The sequence below is a fragment of the Bradyrhizobium sp. NAS96.2 genome, assembly GCF_001908235.1.
Lineage (GTDB): Bacteria > Pseudomonadota > Alphaproteobacteria > Rhizobiales > Xanthobacteraceae > Bradyrhizobium.
Window position 1 is genome coordinate 1 of the sequence record NZ_LGHK01000058.1, and the last position, 16,845, is coordinate 16,845.

At 59.4% G+C, this 16,845-nt stretch carries 12 protein-coding genes, 1 tRNA gene and 3 pseudogenes; 5 read left to right on the forward strand and 11 right to left on the reverse strand.

What is annotated here, in order from left to right:
* The 3 genes from AC628_RS42870 to AC628_RS42875 all read right to left on the reverse strand — a co-directional run.
* Positions 1–861 (reverse strand): hypothetical protein (locus tag AC628_RS42870; protein WP_143201595.1); only part of this gene is annotated, 861 nt, incomplete at its 3' end.
* Between the two features lie 42 nt (positions 862–903).
* Entirely contained in the window at positions 904–1,407 is a 504-nt protein-coding gene (locus AC628_RS14160) for a hypothetical protein (protein ID WP_143201596.1), read from the reverse strand.
* A 732-nt stretch (positions 1,408–2,139) separates the two neighbouring features.
* A complete protein-coding gene (locus AC628_RS42875; RefSeq protein WP_143201597.1) occupies positions 2,140–2,586 on the reverse strand; it encodes a hypothetical protein in 447 nt (148 codons plus the stop codon).
* 1,017 nt (positions 2,587–3,603) lie between these two features.
* Between AC628_RS42875 and AC628_RS14165 the strand changes: the two genes are divergently transcribed.
* The 3 genes from AC628_RS14165 to AC628_RS14175 are packed head-to-tail and all read left to right on the forward strand — an operon-like array spanning position 3,604 to position 6,454.
* Positions 3,604–4,293 carry a response regulator transcription factor gene (locus AC628_RS14165; RefSeq protein WP_074127427.1) on the forward strand — a complete coding sequence of 230 codons (690 nt, stop codon included), beginning with the start codon at positions 3,604–3,606 and terminating at the stop codon, positions 4,291–4,293.
* Positions 4,294–4,297: 4 nt separating this feature from the next.
* Positions 4,298–5,788, forward strand: a complete 1,491-nt coding sequence (locus AC628_RS14170) for a type II and III secretion system protein family protein (protein ID WP_143201598.1) — start codon at positions 4,298–4,300, stop codon at positions 5,786–5,788.
* 9 nt (positions 5,789–5,797) lie between these two features.
* Entirely contained in the window at positions 5,798–6,454 is a 657-nt protein-coding gene (locus tag AC628_RS14175) for a CpaD family pilus assembly lipoprotein (RefSeq protein ID WP_074127428.1), read from the forward strand.
* A 500-nt stretch (positions 6,455–6,954) separates the two neighbouring features.
* Here AC628_RS14175 and AC628_RS46125 read toward each other — a convergent pair.
* The 3 genes and pseudogenes from AC628_RS46125 to AC628_RS45805 form a co-directional block, all read right to left on the reverse strand.
* Positions 6,955–7,118: pseudogene (locus AC628_RS46125) on the reverse strand (IS66 family transposase); the annotation flags it as partial.
* Between the two features lie 549 nt (positions 7,119–7,667).
* Positions 7,668–9,929, reverse strand: coding sequence for a T3SS effector XopP-like protein (locus AC628_RS14180; RefSeq protein ID WP_074127434.1), 2,262 nt, complete (start codon positions 9,927–9,929; stop codon positions 7,668–7,670).
* Between the two features lie 1,693 nt (positions 9,930–11,622).
* On the reverse strand, positions 11,623–11,748 hold the full coding sequence (locus AC628_RS45805; RefSeq protein ID WP_283806572.1) for a hypothetical protein: 126 nt from the start codon (positions 11,746–11,748) through the stop codon (positions 11,623–11,625).
* Between the two features lies 1 nt (position 11,749).
* On the opposite strand from AC628_RS45805, the pseudogene AC628_RS45960 reads away from it, so the two are divergent.
* Positions 11,750–12,796 (forward strand): annotated as a pseudogene (locus tag AC628_RS45960) (recombinase family protein); the annotation flags it as partial.
* Between the two features lie 120 nt (positions 12,797–12,916).
* On the opposite strand, the gene AC628_RS45965 reads toward AC628_RS45960, so the two are convergent.
* The 5 genes from AC628_RS45965 to mnmA form a co-directional block, all read right to left on the reverse strand.
* Positions 12,917–13,216, reverse strand: coding sequence for a hypothetical protein (locus AC628_RS45965; protein WP_349510115.1), 300 nt, complete (start codon positions 13,214–13,216; stop codon positions 12,917–12,919).
* A 178-nt stretch (positions 13,217–13,394) separates the two neighbouring features.
* A tRNA-Met gene (locus tag AC628_RS14195) sits at positions 13,395–13,471 on the reverse strand.
* A gap of 116 nt (positions 13,472–13,587) precedes the next feature.
* Entirely contained in the window at positions 13,588–13,968 is a 381-nt protein-coding gene (locus tag AC628_RS14200) for a hypothetical protein (protein ID WP_074127430.1), read from the reverse strand.
* Between the two features lie 54 nt (positions 13,969–14,022).
* Positions 14,023–14,661 carry a class I SAM-dependent methyltransferase gene (locus tag AC628_RS14205; protein WP_074127431.1) on the reverse strand — a complete coding sequence of 213 codons (639 nt, stop codon included), beginning with the start codon at positions 14,659–14,661 and terminating at the stop codon, positions 14,023–14,025.
* 75 nt (positions 14,662–14,736) lie between these two features.
* Positions 14,737–15,933 (reverse strand): tRNA 2-thiouridine(34) synthase MnmA, encoded by a 1,197-nt coding sequence (gene mnmA, locus AC628_RS14210; protein WP_074127432.1) that lies wholly within the window; start codon positions 15,931–15,933, stop codon positions 14,737–14,739.
* 316 nt (positions 15,934–16,249) lie between these two features.
* On the opposite strand from mnmA, the pseudogene AC628_RS14215 reads away from it, so the two are divergent.
* Positions 16,250–16,845: pseudogene (locus AC628_RS14215) on the forward strand (hypothetical protein); the annotation flags it as partial.

Sequence of the window (16,845 nt, forward strand, 5' to 3'; positions counted from 1 at the left end):
ACCTTCGCATTCGCCGCAATTCGCAGGATAAGGATTGTCGAAGTAGTTGTCTTTGGTAACGACCGTCTCGTCGAGATCGTTCACCAAGCTTCGTTCATCTGGCGAATAACCGCACTCGCAAGAGAACTGTGCTCCATCAGATAGAATTGCCCACTCACGACAATTTGGGCAACTCATGAGGAGCCACTTGTTGAATGCGCCGCAGACAAGGCATTCGCCTTCGTAGAGCTCTGGTAGTTCCACTTCTGTCATTACAGCCGCAACAAAGTTGCAGATTCTGCAACCTCGAATGTGCCGGCCTTCCGATTCGAGTTCGTCAAGCCTTGGCTTCAAAGTATCAAATTTAGCCGCCAAGTATCCTTTATGCCGCTGTAATTGACGTTCGATCTGAGCTAACTCCTTTTGCCAAGGCTGGAACACATCCTCCCATTGCTGCAAAAGCAAATTGAGTTCGTACCAAGCGCGCAACTGTTCGATGGCTACGGCCTCAATAAGATGGCTTTGCCCCTGTTCGCCAACGTGAAAGAAATGCACCATTTTGTTTCTGTGTAAGCGCACGGCGTCGAACTTTGCACGAGCCCTTTGAGGTATGGGGCTTCGAGCGACTTTATCGAGCCGAATACATGCTTCCTCGAAGCTAACGGATACAAAATCTCCAGAAACAAACTTTTCCCAATCCGGGCTCTTAGCGACAACAAGGCTCCAGTGCTCTCGCAGCAATCGCGCCTTTAGGAAAAGCTCGACGGCAGAGTAAAAATCTATCACCGAGAACTTCGGCGCAGTTTCCAATGCGTCGATGGCGTGAGACAAGAAACCTATAGCGTTCTCGACTAACCGAGCCAACAATTCGGATTGCTTCAATTTCCGCCCTTTCGGTCGTCTGCCCCGCCCGTTCGCTTGGACCTAGAAGATTGGTTTGCCAATCGTGCGGCATAACCCATTCCGTACATATTTCATTCCTTCCGACTTCGAGCCGGTGGCATTGCGGCCAGAATGGTGCGTAGTCTCCATGAAGAAGTTGTACTCGCCAGTTTCCTGGTTGATGTACGACTTCATCACCCTGCTCTCGCTTCCTGCGTCGATTGTGCTGGGATAGACGGCTTGGCCGGTGCAGATGACAATTCCATTCTTCAATTCACAGTTCCCGGTGTTGAGGAATGCCGAGCCATTGTCCGCCAACTCACCGTTCCTTAAGCTTAGCGTGGTCGAAAACGTCTTTGGCGATAGCGAATCAATGGTCGGCTTGGTCAGAATGACCGTTAGTTTTCCCTCGCATTTGAGCAGGAGGTTCTTCGGCAATTCACCTGCCGCAGCGTTGACCGTCCAAAAGCATACCAATATCGCTATTCGCCACATGGCTTGCCCCAAAATTGATGCACCCGATCTAACCACGCGGGCTATTCCCATTCCGCGCCCTGACCGCCCCCGGGGCGCATACGCAACCTAGAGCAACGCCTTGCAACCTAGAAGACCTTTAGAGGCACGTTGGCTAGGTGCAACAATCGCTTAGGCGATCCAGAGGACGCCTATACAGGGAGAAGGCGCACTCCCGCGCCCTGGGTCCTTCCGCTCTTCGCCCATTTAGGCAGCCCCCTCCAAATCGATTTCAAAAGGCCGAAGCGCCGAAGCTACCGGATCTTGTTTTTGTCACCCTTGCGCGACCTGGCCCGGCGTCGAGAAGCACTTTCTCCACGTCCTGGCGAGTTGAGCTTCCAGCAAATCGTTGGGAAATACGCCCTTCTCGTTGAGCAGGGTTGACGCGGCTAAGCCGTGCGCACAGTGGTCGTGCTGGCACCAGCATCGCAGCGCATAATCCGCAGCCCTCTCAGTATGTTATGTTGTTGGACATTAGTAGATCGTCGGCCATCGTCCTTGGACGTCCAGTAGATCGCGGACAGCGTCGCGCGTTCAGCGCTTTCGGCGCCGGTTTTGCGTGAAATGCAACCCTGTCGACGCCACGAAGTCTTCCAACACGAGCTTAGGTGTCTCACTCGGCATCGTGGGCACAATGGATGGGGTCGCCAAGACCGCCCTCGCGATAGCATGTTAGGTCGGGCCGCGGGAAACTCGAGTCAAAGCAAGATTCCAGTTAGCGCGATTGGTGAGACCGGAACAGGATGGCAATGCCCTTACCGGCATTTATTTTTGCCGGCGATTACCGCGCTTCACCTTGTTGGTATTTCTGTTGGTATCGACAAACGCAGGCAACGAAATAGGCGCGCGCAGCGTTGGGTCTCTATCATCAGGCTGATTAAGGTTGCCCAATTCAATCCGCGGCAAGCTGATGTGATAGTCGTCGACGCTTGTGCATCGCCCGCTATCGAAAGCCACCACGTAGGCGAACGTCGTCGAGAGCGGGAGCGCGATTGTCGAGATCCGCCAAAATCCCGTTCCAACGCGCAACCGGAACACTGGCTCGCTCGCAGTCAGAAAGCACGAGGCGAAATGCGATGCCACGCTCCGCGACGATACGGTGCGAATTCTGCGAACATCTGTATACGTCCATGTACGGTCGAAGCGCAGGCTGAATGCCGTAGCATGAAACTCGCGATTGCAAAGCCCACGCCTCAGGTCTCTATCCGTCATCACCACATCCGGTGTTACATTCGAACCGGTGGTGCGGAAGCAACGGCAGGATTTGCGAGAACAGCAGCCTTGCGACAAGATATACAGCCACCGGATCGTCCTGAAACGGACAAGATTTCAGGAAATCGCTGAGGTTCCAGATTTAACTTGCTGCGACATCAAGTTTAATGCGCGAGTCTATTTGCCTTGATGCTGAAAAGCCTCAAGCATCAACTTATCGGGTATTGCCGCTCATCCGGGCCCAATGCAGCCTCTACGCGCCGAATGCAATTGTCGAGATCTCTCGAAACTAAGAGGTCAGCGATCGGCTTCCCGGCTCGACACGTTCGACCTTCCGCTGCATTTTTCGCACGCCGCACCGGTATCGCATCGCGCGACGGACACGCGTGCGGCGGCACTTGCCAAGGTCCTGTTCAGCTCGGCCAGAACCGCATCCATCAGGGATGCCACGGCCTGGTCGCTCGGCTACGGAACATCTACCGGCTGCGTGAGGCCCGGCAAGTCGGCGACGCATATGCCCATTATGCTCTGTAGCCATTCAACCCCGACGCCGTGCAACAGCGGTCGGTGCTCAGAACATCGATCAATCTAGTCCAGACCACAGAATCGCCTTGTTATCGATCCGCCTTGTGAATGCATTTCATCCAAACAATCGATTTCACCAACTCATGTGTTTCTCGCAAACATAACTCACAATGTCGACAACAACTTCCAAAATTGTCGTGGATGGACGAGGTGCCGCCAAGCTTGTCGATACATTTGATTGATCACGGCCTGTGCCCCTGCAGCCAATCCAGATTGGACGTCATCACGCTGCATGCGAGTCACAGCCAGTCGGGAATAGGAGACGAGCTCGCGATGGGCCGGATCAGGTGTTCGATTGGCCTCTACGGCTCTGCTTAGTCCATTCCGGCTGCCAACATATACGTGCAAGCCGGGACCGCTCATTTTCACTCGGGTCATGTTCTAGGATGACTTTTCTGAGTGCTATTGGCGCGACTTGAGAAGAGGTGATGAATGCGAACGCTACTGGTTGATCATGAAACGGACCCAGTGCGCATTGTACACGAAGCGCTCTCGGATTGCGGTTTTGCCGTTGACGTAGCGTGCACTCTCGATGAGGCAGCCGCCGCTTTTGGTTGCGCCAGCTATGACATTCTCTTGCTCGAGTTGGTTCTCCCGGATGGAAACGGATTGGATTGGCTGAAACAGTTGAGACGCGACGGACATTCGATGCCTGCCCTGGTAATGAGCAGCTGTAACGAGCTCGGCAGGCGTATCGCGATCTTCAATGGCGGCGCGGACGACTTCCTGCCCAAGCCCGTGTCTACCGATGAACTCATCGCGCGGATGCGGGCCACATTGCGCCGATCAACCCAAATGACGGCGCCCGTCGTTGCTTTCGGCAATCTAAGATTCGATCCGATCGGTCGGCAGGCCTACGTTAATGGTCGGCCGCTGAGGATCGCGCGCCGCGAGGTGTGCATTCTTGAACATCTGCTGAGCCGCGCAGGGCGCACCGTGGCGCGCTCTTCGTTGGAGGACAGCCTCTATGCATTTGACAACGAAGTCTCAACCAATGCGCTTGAGGTCGGAATCTATCGTTTACGCGGTCATTTGAGCCGGTCCGGCGCGACGTTGTGGATCAAAACCGCGCGCGGGATCGGCTACGTCCTTGAATTGAAATGTTCGGCGTCGGCCGCGTAGTCGATTGAACTTGAAAGAAACGACCATCTTGAAACTCGTTCTTGATAAGCATGCTGGCGTCAATCGAGGACCGATCGCCACCAACGCCCTTTCGTCCAGCTTGCTTGCTTGTCTTTCGCAGCTCCTGTGCGTGGTCGTTCTGCTATTCCCGCCTGCTGCCGTAGCTCAGATCAAACGGGATGATGGAGCGGCACCGCCGCGTGCGGCCCCTGAGGGCATCGGCGGTACGCTGACCCTTTCCTCGTCGCTCGGTAAGACAATTCACCTGCCCGCGCCAGCTGCGAGCATCTTTGTCGCTGATCCTACGATCGCGGACTATCAGGCGCCTTCGAACAAAACCATCTTCGTTTTTGGCAAGAAATCCGGACGAACCAGCTTGTTCGCACTGAACGAAAGCGGGGAAGCGCTAGCTGAATTGCGTGTTGTCGTCACGCAGCCGATCGAGGACCTGCGTGCCACGCTGAAAGCCCAGGTCGGCGACTATCCGATCCAAGTCAGCTACACCCCGCGCGGAGCCATCCTGAGCGGTACGGCGCCCAATGCGGAGATCGTCGATAGCGCGATGAAAGTAACTGAGCAATTTCTCGGTACAGGCGCCCTCGTCGTCAACAAGATCCAGGTGGCTGGGTCATTGCAGGTTAATCTGAGCGTGCGCGTGGCGGAGGTCTCCCGCAGCGCCATGAAAGAGCTCGGCGTCAACCTCTCCGCTTCCGGTCAAGCTGGTCCTTTCACGCTCGGCTTGATCAGTGGCAGTGGTGGGGGTAACGGCGCTGCCCAGGGCGGCGGTACGGCAAAGATCGGTTTCAACGCCGGGGGCGTCAACGTCAGCGCTGTACTCGATGCACTGGCCCATGAGCGCCTCGCCTCAGTTCTCGCTGAACCGAACCTCACCGCAATGTCCGGTGAATCCGCCAGCTTCCTGGCAGGCGGCGAATTTCCTATCCCGGTCTTGCAGGATAATCGCCAGGTCTCCGTCGAATTCCGCCACTTCGGCGTCAGCCTGGAGTTTGTGCCGACCGTTCTCAGCAACAATCAGATTAATATCCGCGTAAAGCCTGAAGTCAGCGAACTATCGGCGCAAGGCGCTGTTACCATCAACGGCATCTCCGTGCCGGCACTCTCCACTCGGCGTGCCAACACGGTCGTCGAGCTCGCTAGCGGCCAAAGCTTTGCAATCGGCGGGCTAATCCGCCGTAACTTCAACACGGATATCACGACTTTCCCTTGGCTGGGTGACGTGCCGATTCTTGGTGCGCTGTTTCGCTCATCCTCTTTTCAAAAGGAGGAGACGGAACTCGTAATTATCGTCACCCCCTACGTCGTGCGGCCCAGATCGAACACGAGACAGATGAGTTCCCCTACCGACCGCATCGCGCCGCCCTCAGACCTGGGACGCGGTCTGACGAACACGTTGGCGACTCGCCCGCCTGGCCGCGGTGCTCCCTCGACCAGCGTACCAAGCGCGACACGGGGTGCCGGCCACATCATCGAATGAGGATCGACAATGATATCGCGAATCGTGGGCCCCCTGATCGCTCTGACGGCCAGTCTAGGTGGCTGTACAAGCACGGCGCCGACCTATCTCGAGCCGGCCGCGCAGGCGGTCCAGATTCAACAGGAGAGGAATGTTTTACTCCTACAGAGCCTTCGAGGTTCCGAACGGCGGCGCTTGTGGGATTTCATCGCGCGTACCAGTCGCGGTCGGCGCGACGCGCTCCATCTCGACATCGCCGCCTCGCCCCGGCTCGGAGCGCAGATAGCCCATGAGGCCCTCGCAATGGGCGTCGACGCTTACAATATCCGTCTATACGGCCCACTCGTCGACAGGCGCGATGGTTTTGCCGCGCGAATCGAGGCGATTACCTATGAGGCGCAGCCTCCCGTCTGTCCGTCGATTTCGCTCATCGGCCCTTCAGTGAACGACAATTCTTTCGATCCGACGCTCGGCTGCTCGATCCGCAACAACCTGGCCGTCATGGTCAACGATCCGCGCGACTTGCTTGACAACCAGGCCGTTATCGCTGGTGATGGCAATCGTGCGGCCATTCCGGTTGCCACATACAAAACCCTTTCGACGGGTAACAACAGCAACTTGAGCAGCAACAAGGTGTCGTCAGATCCCACGTCAGCCGGCAGCCAGGCCGTGCAGCCCGCCCGATAGCGCCAACATCCGTCACCCGCAGTGCGAGGTTCCCCACGAGGCGGACTAGACTTGGCCGGCGGCAAGAAGTGTTCTTGCCACAGATTCGAATGCCGAGCGCGTCTTGGGTATTCATCTCACTCTCAGTCGAGCACATGCCGCTCAACAGCAACCAGCACTGGACGGGGATGTCGATCAATCGGCCGATGAGAAACACCACTGGCAAATCCGATTAACAGTTTTAATTCAATGAAGAGGAAATCGAAGCAGACCATTCCGCAGGTCGGCGTATGATCCTGCCGTCACGCGCCGGCCAACGACGAGCAGAAACATCAATGCCGAGGCAGAGGACCTTGACCAAGGTCTTGCCAAGCTCGACGAGGCAACGCAAAGAAGCGATAAGCTTTAACGTTTGATGCGATCAATGTTCTCGAATTTCGGTGTCATCGACGCAGAGGAGAACACCAGTCATTGGCCAACACTAGAATTGCGCAGGCGTACGGACCGACCGTCGTTATCGCCGTCTGCAGAAGCGCGGCGACGGTCGCCCAAGTCCGACCGCCGCTTCGGCTGTCGCGCTAGCGCTTCTAGTGATGGTTTGCGGCCGAATCGCCCGCATGGTGGTGGAGGCGATCTCCATGCGACCGTCGCCTAGGAGGCGCTGGCGGGCGGTTCGTCTGGATAGCGGTGGAGTCGTCCTGGCGCGGTTTCACCCGCGTGCCAGGAACCTGGCCGGCAGATATAGTGCCCCCATCGCCCAGAGCGCGGCCATGGTGGCGACGGTCTGCGTTGCTAGGCCGACCTATCGTTGACGAAGGCTCGTAGAACCGTCGTCTGACGCCAGCATCGCCCCTTTTGGCATCCTCGTGAACGGGCCCCGATAAGATCGTCAACTGACTCGGCCAAGGTCAGATCGAAGAACAACGCGCCGCACGTCCAACCGGAACGTGATGGCACTATCGACACTCGGCCGTACGCACGTCCAATACCTCGTTTGTCGGGGCTAAAACAGTCCCTCGACTTCAGGCAAGGTATGTTGCGCTGCGAGCTGATGGCCCGTCCCGCGAACAAGGAAGGGTGTCGTCAGCAGGGCGGAAGACCGAAGACCACGGCATCTTTCATGAAATTGGAAGCCACTGCTGAACGCCCTAACCGGATTACGAACCACCGGCTCCGGATTCGAACGTCTGACTGATGATATTAGCGCAATCGCCACTCTACGTGAAAGCCCCAGCTACGTTAAGTGTCGGGCTGCTTGGTCGACCAGATGCTCCGCCTCACCAAGGGGATAGCGTGGGAGCACTGTGGTCAACAAAGACTTACAGAACGTAGGTGTTAGCTTGCCCCGGTGGATCACGACATTCTCGTGACCTGTCGCTGCGCGGGCGTTCTGCCACTGCCGATTGTAGCCGCGCTGTTCATTGGACTTGACGTGGCAGGCGGCGAAGTCTGCGTCATCCAGCACCGCCAATTGCCACGCATGTACCGGCCGTTTCGTATGGATGTGCACCCACATCGGACTCGGCATTGCACCATTGCGGAACGCGCTGGGCTGCAGCTTGATCTCGAACAGCGCCCCTGGTTCACCCTTTAAGGGGCGCGGTAGATCGGCAACCGCCAATTCCTCGATCGCCCGCAAGTGTTCAAGATACTTCTGTGAAGGAAAGGCGTAGGTCTTCATGCAATCAATCCGAGTCGTGGCCTTTCGCTCATTCAAGGACTTGGCCAGCCCCTGCGCTTCGGAGCACATCACGTTGAGCCGGACTATTTTGTCGTGCACTTCGCGCACTTGGGCAGGCGTGAGCAGGCCGCGCCGACGAGGCGCCTCCAACGCTCCCACACATGCCTCCATCTCCGTAGCCTGCGTCTGCAGGCGCGCGACCACGGTATCCACGACGTGGTCGGCGTCCTCGGGTTTCATCTGGCGTACTTGGGCGGCGGTCCTTTGCTGACCAGGCAGATCGAATTGCAAAAGTTCGTCCAATCGCTTGAGGAGTCGCGTTAGTCCCTCCATCGAGGGAGGGGCTTGCCAGATCGCCAAACGTGCCGTCGCCGACGATGAGGCTGCCGCATGCGCCTCCTCTGCGCTTACGAGCTTCTTTGTACCTAGATCCGAAAGCACGAGAACCTTGGCTGCCGGAGCCGTGGCGGCCATAGCGACCTGCGGCTGCGGCCGCTCGGCCGTCGAAATCCCGGCGCTAGCGATCGGCGTGCGTTTGCCTTTCCCCTTCCCGCGCACTGTAGCGCCTTCAGCCGCAGCCTCGTCGCTGGTGTCGGTCGGTGTCGCAGCCCCAGCGTCGGCCGGCGGTGCAATGATGACCGCCGTATTCGGCTGCAGTTCAAGAAAGCGCATGGCCTCGTGCGCGGTAACCCACGCGCCTTCCACGATCTGACCCAGCAATTCCAATGGGAGGTAGGCCCTTGTTCCACCGTCGCTTAGCTTGGCACCGATGTCGTGTAACGCCGACGCAAATTCCGAAAGCCGCTCCATGACTCCTTCTAGAACGGCGCAGTGCTCTGCATCGAGTGCGCGTCCTTTGCCGTTTAGAACAGCGTCGGCCGCCGAGTTGAATGCCGGAAAAACATCCGCTATGAAGGTTCCCAGCAGCCGCACGCGACCGTCCTCAGCCATGAGAATTTCCCTCATGGCTGGCTCGAGCGTACTCGCCTGCGGCTCAATCATGACCTGCGCGAGAGCGATCCGTGATTGCAGATGCACGCACTTCGTATACAGTGTCCAGCCGGTGTGCAGCCGCAGTGCAGCCTCCTCAGTCTGCCGCATCTCGGCCTTTGTACTTGGTAGGTTCGAAGTAGCGGCGCAGACAGATTGCATTCGTTCCGAACGCAATGCCTTCTTTCCCCACCACTTCATGCAGGCCTCATAGCGGTCCGCTACACTGGAAATCGCTCGGCTCAGCTGATCGGAATTAGCGTTGGATTGGCGCATGCGGTCGAGCACGGTAGCCGCACTCTTCCTGCTCTGCTCCAAGGCGTAGATGGCCGGGGTAGCCAATGTGTTGCATTGCTCCGCCGCATGGAGTGCTTCGTCGCGGATTCGGCGAGCCCGATCGTCAGACAGAACGCGACGCGCCACATGTGGGGGCAGGCTTGCACGGTAGTTCAGCACTTTTGAGCCTGCCTCGACGAGCTGGTCGATCAGCTCTTGCGCCTCCGACGAGTTCGGCAACACTTGCGTGGCCGCATTCCGGCAAGTGTCAAGTTCCTCAAGTAGGCCGTCCATTTGTCGTTTTGCCGCCTCGTTCTCGTCGCCGGTCGGGGCAATGGCGACTGCCATACCCGAAGTTGTCGGCTGGCGAGCGACCGGCACGGTTCCAGCGTGACGCAGAGCGCGCATCCGCTCCACGACGGAATCGAATGATTGGCTGTCCTCCCCCGCGGCAAGACCAGATCCCGAGCGCGAATTGCTCGATCCCCCCGTGCTGTCGGCTCTAGCAGCACCAACCTGCGATTTGCCAAGCCGGCCAGTGCCAGTCATTTCCATCTCCGTTACAGGCGAGAGTGCGAAGCCTTTCGAGATAGGCTGTTTGGCTGACAACTAGCTGACGAAAAGTCTTCTACCGGATGCACAAAAAATCGACATCTGGAGTGAAACTCCGCATGGATGCAGGGTCCCCGCAGACTTCTGACCATTAGTGATAGCGCAGCGGTGGGGTGCGAGGCGCAAAGACTTACCGGTCCTTGGCATGGCGATCGGCTGGTCAGACCGCGAGCTCACGCCACCAGTTGCTACCTTCCGTCACTCAGATCGGGTGATAGCGATGAGCGTCAAGGAACATCATTCGTCAACTCAGTGCGGCAGCTCTTCGCCCCGGCCTATGAACTCCAACATCGTCTCAGCCTCATTGATCTCAAGTAAGGCACGCTGCAATATTCGGATTGTAGATGCCTGCGTGGGGACGAGGCCCGCTCTTTCGTAAGCGAGTTTCAAATGATGCATCACCTCTTCCTGAGTGGGGGCGACCCGATTCCGCAGCGCACTGATTGTCAATGATGCGAGCATGTGCTCGACTACGCTTCTTTCTGTCTGAACCAATGCTGATTGCCTCCCATCGTTGGCTCAACCTTTGAGACCAGTTATCGGCGAAAATGTGTGCGCGCGCTTCAAGCAGTTGGCGCCAGTGGGTGCGCGTTGCGGGTCGGCAATGCGGTTGATGTCGCTGAGTACAGGGATCAGTGGGCGAAGAGATCCTGTGTCTGAACCAACTAGTCACCATCAGGTCGAGGCATCAGTCTCGTCGGTGGATGGTGAGTACGTCGCCCTCATGGAAGACTTGCTCGCCCTTTACGGCGAGGTCCGATCGCAAGGTCCGATGGTGTGCTTCGAGGAAACCCGGTGCAACTCATCAGCGGGGCGCGTCAACCGATCTTGGCCGAGTCTTGCGGGGACAGGGCCTCGATCGCAGGATCGACAACCCCAAAGCGGCTGTTCCACGAAATCGCGGCTTTGGAAGCCAGAGCGAATGCAGCACGCTCCCGCATCCAATGCATGTTCATGACAGACAAGGCCTGCATCGGTTTGGGCCTCGCCAATCTCGACACTTCCAAAGAGTCATAATCACTGTGCAGAGCTACTAGTTGGTATCAGCCTGAAGTCAGTTTTGGAGTGCAGGCCGTTCGAGGGGACACGGCATCGTGCTGCGTGCGGATGAGAAGTCCACCTCTGGCGCTGATCGCGGTCCTCCTGATGCGGCCCGGTCGGCCCCAAGAGCCTTGACTACAGAAGGCACGGCATCTCCGGGCGAGCCATCGGCAAGTGTTATGGACGGCACCGAGCCGCTTAGTTCCCCATCCTGGGCGAAACTAGGCCGCCGTGCCGCGCGAACTCGACATCCATCTCGTCATGAACAACTACGACACGCACAAAACCCCTCTGATTTGGACTCAAAAGACAAAGCGGCGAAAGCAACGAAGCTACTCGTTACCCCGTTGCTCATGACGGTGTGCTGCGGGAATTGCCGAGCCTGTCATCTGCGAGAGCATAACGCCTTCTCAGATCTCTACGCTCCCGAGAATCTATCGATTTTTCTTTCGATCATATCCAATTCTGCGATCGATGTTCAAGAAACCTACCCTTCTTGAACCGCTTGCAGCATCCTGGCGTTATGAAGCGTGCGAAAGCAAAGGAACATGCGCCACCGTGTGTAAACTCACCTGGAATAGATCGTGCCTTAGTCAAATTCGTTGAAGCCCTTGCAATCGCCGATGCGAGGCGCGATCATCTCTTCGAGAATGAGCGGCTGATGAAAACTCATATTGACGCCGCCAGCGAGAAACGCATCAGCGGTGGTGTTCAAGATGAAGTCCGCAGCAGTTTATGCTCGGTTCTCGACCGAGCTTCAAAACGAAAAATCGACTGAAGATCAGATTGCTCTGTGTAGGGCCTATGCGGCCCGTAATCAGCTCGACGTCGTTGCGATCTTCGAGGACAAAGCTCGTTCTGGAGCCTCTGTATTCGGTCGCGATGGCTTGATGCAGCTTATGGATGCGGCTCGCCAACAACGTTTCACCGTCGTCATTGTGGAGGCGTTGGATCGGCTTTCTCGTGATATGGAAGACCTGGCCGGCATCCACAAAAGGCTATCTTTCCAGGGCATCCAAATCCAAGCCGTTCATGATGGCACCGCGGACTCGATCTTGATTGGAATTCGCGGCCTCGTTGGACAGATGCAGCGCGAAGACGGAGCGAAGAAGGTCCGTCGCGGTATGGCCGGTGTGATACGCGACGGTCGACACGCCGGCGGACGCGCCTACGGATATCGAGCTATTCCCGGCAAAGCCGGCGAACTGGAAATCGTCGAAGACGAAGCTGCGATCGTCCGGCGAATTTTCACGGCCTATGCCGGGGGACGAACGCCGCGGGACATCGCACACGATCTCAACCGAGAAAACGTTCGTCCGCCGCGAGGCCGGCTATGGAACGCGTCGACGATCAATGGGAACGCCGAACGTGGTGCTGGGCTCATCTTGAACGAACTCTATGTCGGGCGGATCGTTTGGAACAAAGTCCGGATGGTCAAGGATCCTGACACCGGCAAGCGGTTGTCTCGCCCGAACCCTCGCGATGAGTGGCAGAGCATCGATGCGCCTCAGCTTCGGATCGTCGAACAGTCCGTTTGGGAGCAGGCTCACGCTCTGAAAACCGAGAAGAGCCACTTGGCCAGCCACGTGAAGCGGCGGCCACCGCACCTCCTTTCCGGTCTCCTTCGCTGCGGTTGTTGCGGATCGGGGATGTCGGTCCATGACCGTGACAAGACTGGAAAGACCAGGATTCGCTGCTCGGCGGTTCGCGAGAGCGGGAGTTGTTCGAATCGAAAGATCATCTACCTGCGCGACATCGAAAGACTTGTGCTCAGCGGCATGGCGGAAGAACTGAAAGACCCGCAGCTGATCGAGACTTATGTCCGCAACTACAACAGTGAACGGGAGCGGCTTGCTGGGCACGCGGTCGCAGTGCGCGCGCGACTAGAAGCAAAACGTGATCGGATCGAAGGGGAGCGACAGCGCAACATTGATCTCGTGATCAATTACGTAATTTCCGAGAAGGACGCCAAGCAACGGATCGCGGAACTGGAGGAAGAACGATTGCGCGTCGAGTCCGAACTGGCCGCATTCGAAGAAGCTCCAGTCCCCGTCGCACTCCATCCGGCGACCCTGGACCGCTACATCAGCACGGTCAATGCACTTGCGGAGACAATGGCCAGCCACACCGAGGCGAAGGACGACCGCGGTTCCCTGATAAACGACTTTCGCGCGCTTGTGCACAGCGTCACGGTCCACCCGAAGGGACCACGGGAAGGGTTCGAGATCGAGGTGAAAGGCAAGCTCGCCGCGCTAATCGGCGGGAACGCTTTTCCGCAGGCCCACCGCGATAGTGGGTCATACATGGTAGCGGGAGACCGCTACAGCCCGAAACCCACTTTTGAGGATAGTGGGTCACGCATGGTAGCGGGGGAGGGACTCGAACCCCCGACCCCAGGATTATGATTCCCGTGCTCTAACCAGCTGAGCTACCCCGCCATGGGCTCGCGATCGGCGGCATAGAAGCCGCTGCTGCGAACGCGCGGGATATAAAGAGTGGCACACGCCCCTGTCAAGCAAAGGCGGACGGAGCCGCAAACTATTGCAGCCAGAGGCTATTTCGGCCTGATTGATTGGTCACCGCCGGGGCTTCCGGGCGGCGGAATCACCGGCGTGTTGCCGCCCTGCGGCGTCGGCGCGCGCATTTCGGGGTCAACGCCGGCCGGCGGACACAGCACGCCGTCGGATTTGGCGAGCTTGTCGCCCAGCGACGAGGTCCCCTGCCCGGTGGTGGTTCCCTCCGGCGCCGCAACACCCGGATGCGAAGGCTGCTGCGGCGCGCAATTCGCGGCGGCGCGCTGCGGCGCCGGCGGCGCGGTCTGTGCCGGCGGCGTGGCGGGGGTCGGCGGCGCCTGCGCCGCGGCAACAATGGGTGCCAGCATCAACACACAGGACAATGCGAGCGTGCGATTGGCGCGTGTTCGATTGATCCTCATGACAAGAAAACCGGGACGACACGCCGATGTTCCCGGTCAAAATCACAGCAAGCCTCACAATTTGCGGAAGCGGATCAACGAGAAATGCCCCATCGGCGGCATCGGCCGGCGTTCGGCGAGACTGACGCCGCCATGCTTCGCCGCCCAATTGGTCAGCCGCTCCCATGGAAATTCCGGACGCCAGCCGAGCCGCCGCGCCAGCGGCGCGAAGGCGAGCTCGAAGATGCGGCGCGGGCCGCTCTCGGCGCCGATGTGATTGACCAGGATCAGTTCGCCGCCCGGCTTCAGCACGCGGATGAAATCGTCAAGCGTCGCCTCGGGATCCGGCACCGCAGTGATGACGTATTGCGCGACCACCGCGTCGAAGAACGAATCCGGGAACGCGAGGCTCTTGGCGTCCATCACCGCCAGCGTCTCGACATTGCTGAGGCCCAGCGCGCGCACGCGCTTCAGCGCCCGCCGCAGCATCGGCTCGGAAATATCGACGCCGCAGAGTTTTGTGGTGCGCGCATATTCCGACAGCGACAGTCCGGTGCCGACACCGACATCGAGCACGCGTCCGCCGATCCGGTCGGCTTCCGCGATCGTCGATTGACGGCCCTGATCGAACACCTTGCCGAACACCAGATCGTAGATCGGCGCCCAGCGGCCATACGCCTTTTCGACCCCGTCGCGGTCGATGTCCCCAGCCATTCCCCTGCCCCGAATTCAGCTTTGTTTGCGCATGATCGCTTCGGAAAACCGGTTCCCACTTTTCCGGATCATGCGCTATCCGCGAACCGCTTCCGTGAGCGGCGCCATCGCCTCCTGCGTCGCGGCCCGCGCCACGCGGCTCGCGCTCGCACTTCTGATGAAGCCGCCGCCGAGCACGCGCGCCTGCCCGGACGGCGCATCGTAGAACACGCAGGCTTGGCCGGGCGAGACGCCCTCCTCGCCGACGACGAGCTCGACCTCATAGCCGCCATCAGTGGCGCGCAGCCATGCCGGCTGCGGCGCGCGCGTCGAACGCACGCGGACAAAGATCTCGATACCCTCGCCGATCACCCGATCCAGCGCGCCATCGCCGATCCAGTTGACGTCGCGCAGCGCGATGCGATCCATCCGCAGCGCCTCGCGCGGCCCGACGACGACGCGGCGCGTTGCCGCATCGAGCTTGACCACATAGAGCGGATGGCCGGAGGCGATGCCGAGGCCCTTGCGCTGGCCGACGGTGAAATGAACGATACCCTGATGCTGGCCGATGACATTGCCGGCGAGATCGACGATGTCGCCCGGCGCGATCGCATTCGGCTTCAGGCGTCCGATGATGTCGGTGTAGCGGCCGGTCGGCACGAAGCAGATGTCCTGGCTGTCCTGCTTGTCGGCGACCTCGAGATCGAAGCGCCGCGCCAGCTCGCGGGTCTGCGGCTTGGTCATGTCGCCGAGCGGGAAGCGCAGGAAGTCGAGCTGCTCGCGCGTGGTGGCGAACAGGAAATAGCTCTGGTCACGATCGGCATCCGCGGCACAGATCAGCGAGCGCGATCCGTCAGCAAGCCGGCGCGAGGCGACATAATGTCCGGTGGCCAGCGCCTGCGCGCCGAGCTCGCGGGCGGTCGCGAGCAGGTCGCGGAACTTGACCGAACGGTTGCACTCGATGCACGGCACCGGCGTCTCGCCGAGCGCGTAGCTGTCGGCGAAATTGTCGATCACCGATTGCTTGAAGCGGCTTTCGTAATCGAGCACGTAATGCGGGATGCCGATCCGCTCGGCGACATTGCGCGCGTCGTGGATATCGCGGCCGGCGCAGCAGGCGCCCTTGCGATGGGTCGCGGCGCCATGGTCGTAGAGCTGCAGCGTGATCCCGACCACGTCATAGCCCTGCGACTTCAACAGCGCAGCCGTCACCGACGAGTCGACGCCGCCGGACATGGCAACGACGATCCGTGTGTCTTCAGGGCGGCCTTCAAGGTCCAGACTGTTGAGCATCTCTAAGCGGTCATTGGTCACTGTCGCGGCGAGCCTATGCGCTCCGCGACGAAATTGGAAAAAGCCTTTGTCCAGAAAGCCTTAGAACGCGTCCAAGGCCGGTCGGTCGGTTCGGGACGCGTCGGAGGCCACCTTTAATATAGGCCGTATTCCGGCGAGGCAATCCAGCGCAAGTGATGCCTTGCCGCGCGCGGACGGCAAATCTTGCCGCCGGGCAAAAACGGGGCCTGCAGGGAACCGGTTCCAGGCCATCGGCGCTACCCATAACCAGCTGAAATAACTCGATATTTATTGCACCCGCCCGTTGGCCCGCTCCTTGCTGACAAAACGCCGGAAGTCTCATTTGCGAGGGTTGGCAGTGGTCAGCGTCACGTCGGAAGCATTGGCAGGCCGGTCTTTTCAGGGCGCGACGCGGTCGGCGCGGCCCGATCCCGCCGCGCAGGCGGGGAACGACGGTTTTGCGGCGCTGGTCGACAGCAACACCGCGTCCGCAAGCGACAACAGCCGTTACGACTCCCAACCAGCGCCGGCGCGCCGGTCCGACGATTCGTCTTCGACGACCGACGCACGCTCCCGCGACAACAGCACCGCGCCCGACCGGACGTCGCGAGACCCCGGCAGTTCGCGCGACGACACCAAGGTCGATAACGACAGCGATAGCGACGCGCCGCCCAAGACCAAGTCGAAATCGAAATCCGACGACTCGAAGTCGAGCACCGATACGCAATCCACCGGCGACAAGGCCACGACGCAAGCGGTGCCGCAGGCGGATCCATCCACCACGGCGACAGCCAACGCCGTGGTTGCCGTTCCCGTTGCCGCAGCAACGGCGACCGACCCGGCTGTGACGGCGACCGCGCCTTCCGGCCAGCCCGCCGCGCCTCTCGCGATCGCGGCTGCGGCCATCGCAGC